A 5,415-nucleotide genomic window follows, 5' to 3' on the forward strand; every position below is an offset into this window, starting at 1 on the left:
GTGGAAATTCTGGTGATGATATTTTGATAATGAAAATAGGGATATTTCTATATGTAGAATAAGAAGTCCAATATCAGGGCTTTTTTCTTTGCAGGAATTTATAGAATGTCAGGGAATACTTTTTCTAGGAGGTGTTATAGCGTTATGTCGGATATGAAAATTATTTATACCGCAAAAGACGTCTATAGTCGCTTGCAAGTGAGCGATAGCACACTAAGAAAATACGTTGAAGTTCTCCAACGAGAATCCTACAACATTAAGAAAAATAAGCAAGGTAAAAGGGAATACACAGAGCAAGACGTCATGGTGATTGAGAAGTTAATCGAACTTAGCAAACATGACGGTATGACGTTAGAAAAGGCAGCGAAGATGATTACGCAGAAGTTAGAAAGTATCAATCCAGATTTGGTTAATGATGAAGAGTCCAAGAACACAGATTTAATACCATTTTATATTCAACAACAACTTCAGCAACAATATAACGTTATGGCGAAACAAATGAACCAAAACCTCTTGGAAATGGAACAAAGATTAAACGAACAAGCTGAGAAAAGAAGTAAACGTATTGAGGAAAGTATGGAACGACGGAACGAGCGGATTGAAAAAAGATTAGAAGAACGAGATGAAACTTTGATGAGAACATTAAGAGAGATCCAAGAGACAAAGAAAATAATGAAGGAATTTCATGAAGAAGTTGCGGCAGCAAGAGAGAAGAAAAAGCCATGGTGGAAGTTCTGGTGATGATATTTTGATAATGAAAGTATAGATATAGGGGAATATCCACTTATAGAAATAGGGATATTTCTATATTTTCAAATAGATTATAGCAGTGAAATGTGTTACATGTAATAGAATCTGTCATTTATACTAACCCATTTATTTTTCAAAGCCTTCCCTATATCCCATGCCCATCAAGTTAAGAAATTGGCTATCCCTCAAAACAAAACATTTGTCTTCCTAAAGTTAAAAAGGATAAACGAGGCAGAAGAGAGTATACAAATTATGTTGTTATGGTGTTTGAGAAATTAATTAAGTAGGCATGACGGTATGACGCTTGAAAAAGTAGCGAAGCTAATTACGCAGCAATTAGGAAATATTGATATGAGGATAGAGAAATCTCAGGAAACAGATTTATACTCAACAACAGCTACAGCAACAATATAACGTTATGGCGGAATAAATGAACCAAAACCTCTTGGAAATGGAACAAAGATTAAACGAATAAGCTGAGAAATGAAGTAAACGCATTGAGGAAAGTATGGAACGGCGGAACGAGATGAAACTTTGATGAGAACATTAAGAGAAATCCAAGAGACAAAGAAAATAATGAAGGAATTTCATGAAGAAGTTGCAGCAGCAAGAGAGAAGAAAAAGCCATGGTGAAAGTTCTGGTGAGGATATTTTGATAATGAAAGCATAGGTATATAGAAATATCTATTTATAGTAATATAGATGTTTCTATATTGTAGAGAAGATTATAGTATTTATACTGAATTTGTTAGAGATTCAGTATAAATACTATTTGAATTCCTTTCATTAATGTTTTTTTGCATTTATATTTTCGTCAGGATTAAGGATAGATTTCGTTAACATTATAGATTTTGTTGCATTACTCTGCGGATCAAGGTCAACGAGTAAAGTTCGGTTCCCCTTTTTACGAATTCATAAGAGTTTAATACAACATTAGTGGTTTTACCAACGCCTTCTTTGTAATTCCCAACAGTAATTGTAATAGCCATTTATACCACTCCAGCTGTTTTTTCAAAAATCCCCTTGATTTCCTATATCTATATTTTGGATAATAAAAGTATAGATATAGGGATATTTCCCTATTATAAAGAAAATTATAGCGGTGATATCATGATGAAATGGCAAAAGAATGGAGTACGAGATAAGGGGCTAAGTTTAATTATTGGCCTGACAAAAATAAAACAACTATATCCGATTTCAATATTTTTGATAGCAGAAGTAGGGATACAGGGAAATATCGACTTATAGAAATAGGGATATTCCCATATTGTAAAGAAGGTTATAGCAGTGATATGTGGTACATGCAATAGAATATGCAATTTATGCCACTCCAGTTATTTTTTAAAAAACCCCCTTGAATTCCTATATCTATATTTTTGACAATAAAGGTATAGATATAGGGAAATATCGACTTATATAAATAGGGATATTTCCCTATTGCAAAGAAAATTATAGCGTTTATATGTGATACATACAATAGAATTAAAGGATAATGCCTAAACTATTGATTTCAATAGACAGTATTTACTTTTCATTCTATAATTAACAACGATTATTAATAGTGTTAATTTGAAATAAAAAGACCTTAGGATTATACCTAAAGGTCTTCTTTACTAGTTAGAAATCAATCTCTTCGTTATCTTCTTCAGAAATACCACCAAGTACTTCCCTAGCGTCAATAATTTTCCCTTCTTGAAGTACCGGCTCTTCCGTTTTTAAATCTTCTTGTTTCTGTACGAGAATAAATCCATTAGTAAGTAGAAGATCCAATTTATTTTCAACTATATCTAAAAGATTTAATCTCTGTTCTACATTATCTAATTTTTGTAGTAGTTGCTCATAACGTTTTTCATTTTGTACTAGTTCAACAACAAATGCTGTTAATTGCCTACTATTAGCTTTTTCATTAAGGATCTTATATACATCTTCAGGCATATTATCAGCACGTAATGCCATTTTTCTATTTTTAGCCATTATCAGCACGTCCCTTTATTCTAAGCTAACTGCCCCTTCATTTCATCAATTGCTTTTAATTCTAATGCAGCTAGGTTAATTGTACGTGAAGTTGGAGCAAATACTTCTTTCTCGCTATTTTGAATAATATCGTTCAAGAAGAAGTGATTGTTTTTAGCAGCCGTTTCAGACATATGATTCAATAAAGCTAAACGGATATATGGTTGTAAAACTGGTGCTTCGCCTCCAATATAGATGAATTTCAATACTGTATTCGTACTAGATGGGATGAATACATCAAGAATTTTAGCTACTAAAATTCTTGCATATTCTTTTAGTGCTTCTACAATTTCAACTGTGAAATCGTATTTTTCACCAGTATTTTCATTCGATAGAACATACTTTTGTTCTTTATAATTATTAACAATAAATTTCTCTAATGTTCTTAGATCTTTAAAGTATTGAATCAATTTTTCTTTTCTAAAACGTTCTAGGTATCCTAAGAATGGTTCAATATCGATAACTTGGAAAGAATCTCTGTGTTTAGGTGTAGTGAGTCCTTTACCTAATCGTACAGCATCTGTAGAACCGCCACCAATATCAGTTAAAACCACTTCATAGTCATCGAATCTCTCGGATTCATACCGCTTTTCAATACTAATTACATTTGTATTCTGATCTCTTGAAACCATTTTATATTTTAAAGAATGTCTAGCAACTTCTGATTCATTTCTACATTTTGCTGAATTAACTGTAATAGTTAGTTCTCTTTCCATTCCAGGTGTTAACACTTTAACTTTATGTTCACCGATAAATCTTTCTTCCATTTTTTTATGGGCAATGCTAAATTTCTCTTCACGTTTTAAAAGCCAAATTGGAAGCATCATACTCATGTTTTCAATTTCAACTTTATTATCTTCTTGCTCAGCGTTAAGGGCATGATAATATGCAATTGCTCCTAAAAAGCTTATGTAAGGGATAGGACTATTAATTTTATCGTGCATCTTATTTACATGAGAGTTTGCTAATTGATTATCTTCAGCTAATTGTCCAACTAAATAGAAAGATTCTTCACCATCAATTTCAGTAGAAATTAATAATCTATCTAGTAAATCTTCTGGTCTAGAAATACGATCAACAAGTAAATCCTCAGCTTTTTTCTTTGAAATTTTAACTACATTCGTTGCAAGTTCAATATAATAACCATCCACCATGAAATTATTAAAACTATTTCCGAAATCCGCTACTTTTCTTCCAATTCTCATTTCTAATTCCTCCTTTATACATTAAATGCGACTTAAGTGATACTTTTAATTGTATTTTAGCACATTAAAATGAAAATAAGAACACTTTTTTATAATAAGTAGTACTTAAATCGTATTTATTATTTAATTAAGTTATGTACTTAAAAAGTTCAAAATAAACAAGGAAATACCTTCTTTCAAACGAATTAGACACATAACAGTTAGATGCCGACATATCGGACATAAAGGATGATGAATAACAGTGAAATGACAACACGACCGACATGGATGATAATCAATAACAATGAAATGACAACATGTCGCACATCGATAACAACAAATGACGATGAGGGGAGGACGATGAAATGGCTAGGGAAGAACCTTACAAGAAAACATATTCTCTTGCAGATATGGCAAGGATGCTTGGGAAGCCACGGACAACTCTTCAGGCCTGGCGGGATCAATTTAAACCATACTTACCAACTGTTGCTGGGACAAAAGGTCGAACGCTGAGATATGAACAGGAAGCATTAGAGCTTTTTAAATTAATTGCTAATATGAAAGATGCACAAGAGCCACCAGAATTAATAGAACAAATGTTGAAACAAAACATAGATTATATTGTAGTAGAAGAGGCTGATGAAGACGACGAAATAACGAAGCCAATTATTCAGACAATGTATGAAAGTATGAAAGAGGTTTCTATATATTTTCAAGAACAAAAAGCCATGAACATGGAACTTCTAAAGCGTATAGACCATTTAGAACAAACTAATCAAATGCTACTGAATAAGATTGATGAACAACAAAAGAATATTGATGGAAAAATCAATAACAGAGATCAACAGTTATTAGAAGTAGTTCGTGAAATACAAGAAACTAAGAAATTAATTGCATCTACTCAACAAGAAAAATCATGGTTCGCTAAATTATTTAAAAAATAACTTAAATGATACGTGAAAAAGTAGGGAAGCTTGTAAAAATATACAAACTTCCCTACTTTTTTTGAATTTGATATTGTACATTTGAAATAAAGTCACCACGTTTAGAAAAAGTTGGGATTGAGTCGAGAATAGAATAATTTTAGGCAACCCCATGGAGGTGTGCAGTGAAAATAAAGTTATTTAATAAAGATGGTGTGGAATGTCAATTAACACCATCTTTTATTTATATGTTGTATTCTAAAAGTATTAAATCAATTATTTTATTTATATAATGCATAATTTAATTATATAAAAATTCAGCTAAGTCTTCATTACTAAATTGATTTATATAATTTTTGGTTCTGTTGCAAAGTTTTTAAAACTAAGCTAAACTTTTGCAAAACAGAGTGAGGAGAATCATACATGAGATATTTTAAAGGAAAGCAATTTAAACAAGATATTATTTTGGTAGCCGTTGGCCACTATTGTCGCTTTTCTTTAAGCTATCGTGATGTCTCTGAAATTTTGAATGAACGTGGTGTTTC

At 31.5% G+C, this 5,415-nt stretch carries 5 protein-coding genes and 4 pseudogenes; 5 read left to right on the plus strand and 4 right to left on the minus strand.

All coding sequences use genetic code 11. From position 1 onward, the window contains the following. The first annotated feature begins 144 nt into the window (after positions 1-144). Positions 145-741, plus strand: coding sequence for a DUF3967 domain-containing protein (locus LOK41_RS27040; protein WP_241819146.1), 597 nt, complete (start codon positions 145-147; stop codon positions 739-741). Between the two features lie 221 nt (positions 742-962). After that, a pseudogene (locus LOK41_RS27045) lies at positions 963-1,383 on the plus strand (DUF3967 domain-containing protein); the annotation flags it as partial. A gap of 139 nt (positions 1,384-1,522) precedes the next feature. On the opposite strand, the pseudogene LOK41_RS27050 reads toward LOK41_RS27045, so the two are convergent. Further along, positions 1,523-1,739: pseudogene (locus LOK41_RS27050) on the minus strand (ParA family protein); the annotation flags it as partial. 55 nt (positions 1,740-1,794) lie between these two features. Here LOK41_RS27050 and LOK41_RS27055 point away from each other — a divergent pair. Beyond that, the gene (locus LOK41_RS27055; RefSeq protein WP_241819148.1) at positions 1,795-1,998 is read left to right on the plus strand and encodes a hypothetical protein; all 204 of its coding nucleotides are present in this window, start codon (positions 1,795-1,797) and stop codon (positions 1,996-1,998) included. Positions 1,999-2,367: 369 nt separating this feature from the next. Here LOK41_RS27055 and LOK41_RS27060 read toward each other — a convergent pair whose 3' ends face one another. Then, positions 2,368-2,724: a hypothetical protein gene (locus LOK41_RS27060; RefSeq protein WP_241819149.1), complete on the minus strand. Its 357-nt coding sequence runs from the start codon at positions 2,722-2,724 to the stop codon at positions 2,368-2,370. Between the two features lie 20 nt (positions 2,725-2,744). Next, complete coding sequence (locus tag LOK41_RS27065) at positions 2,745-3,968, minus strand: ParM/StbA family protein (RefSeq protein ID WP_241819151.1); 1,224 nt, start codon at positions 3,966-3,968, stop codon at positions 2,745-2,747. 344 nt (positions 3,969-4,312) lie between these two features. Here LOK41_RS27065 and LOK41_RS27070 point away from each other — a divergent pair, with 344 nt between their 5' ends. Further along, on the plus strand, positions 4,313-4,891 hold the full coding sequence (locus LOK41_RS27070) for a DUF3967 domain-containing protein (RefSeq protein WP_241819153.1): 579 nt from the start codon (positions 4,313-4,315) through the stop codon (positions 4,889-4,891). Positions 4,892-5,171: 280 nt separating this feature from the next. Here LOK41_RS27070 and LOK41_RS27075 read toward each other — a convergent pair. Further along, positions 5,172-5,246 (minus strand): annotated as a pseudogene (locus LOK41_RS27075) (MerR family transcriptional regulator); the annotation flags it as partial. A 47-nt stretch (positions 5,247-5,293) separates the two neighbouring features. Between LOK41_RS27075 and LOK41_RS27080 the strand changes: the two are divergent. Beyond that, positions 5,294-5,415: pseudogene (locus tag LOK41_RS27080) on the plus strand (IS6 family transposase); the annotation flags it as partial.

This window comes from Bacillus sp. TL12 (assembly GCF_022625245.1).
Taxonomy (GTDB): Bacteria; Bacillota; Bacilli; order Bacillales; family Bacillaceae_G; genus Bacillus_A.